This window comes from Pseudanabaena sp. BC1403 (assembly GCF_002914585.1).
GTDB lineage: Bacteria > Cyanobacteriota > Cyanobacteriia > Pseudanabaenales > Pseudanabaenaceae > Pseudanabaena.
Genome location: NZ_PDDM01000084.1, coordinates 1 through 376, shown reverse-complemented (window position 1 = coordinate 376; position 376 = coordinate 1). Strand labels below are relative to the sequence as shown.

Annotated in this window: 1 protein-coding gene; it reads right to left on the bottom strand. The window is 39.9% G+C overall.

Features of this window, described 5'->3' with window-relative positions; all coding sequences use genetic code 11:
- The coding region (locus CQ839_RS24685; RefSeq protein WP_146048822.1) for a hypothetical protein at positions 1 to 279 on the bottom strand (279 nt) is incomplete at its 3' end.
- Positions 280 to 376: the final 97 nt, after the last annotated feature.

Here is a 376-nt window from a genome sequence, read left to right as displayed (position 1 = left end):
AGGATTTAAGGCGGTTGCATCATAGCTTGTCACTTCATCTCTAGCCACTTCCAAGGCTATTGCTAAAACGCTATTAATTTCTAGCTGAGCTGTGCCGATCGCTTCATCTTCATCAGGATTGTCAAATATTAAGCCGTTGGTTGTCCATGTAGTCTCACTAATCACTAAATCATCAGTAATCATCGTCACAGGGTCATTGACGCTAAGTCCTTCGCAGAATTTATCGTAAATATCTGCGATTTTTGTATAGATATTTTGTAAAGTTTCAAGCTGACTCATGGTTAATACTCACAACTCCCATCATTTTCAGTTGCATCAGGATTGTAGTTTGTTGCCTCAGGGTCAGTGCAACCAAAAACCGTAAAATGCTCATACC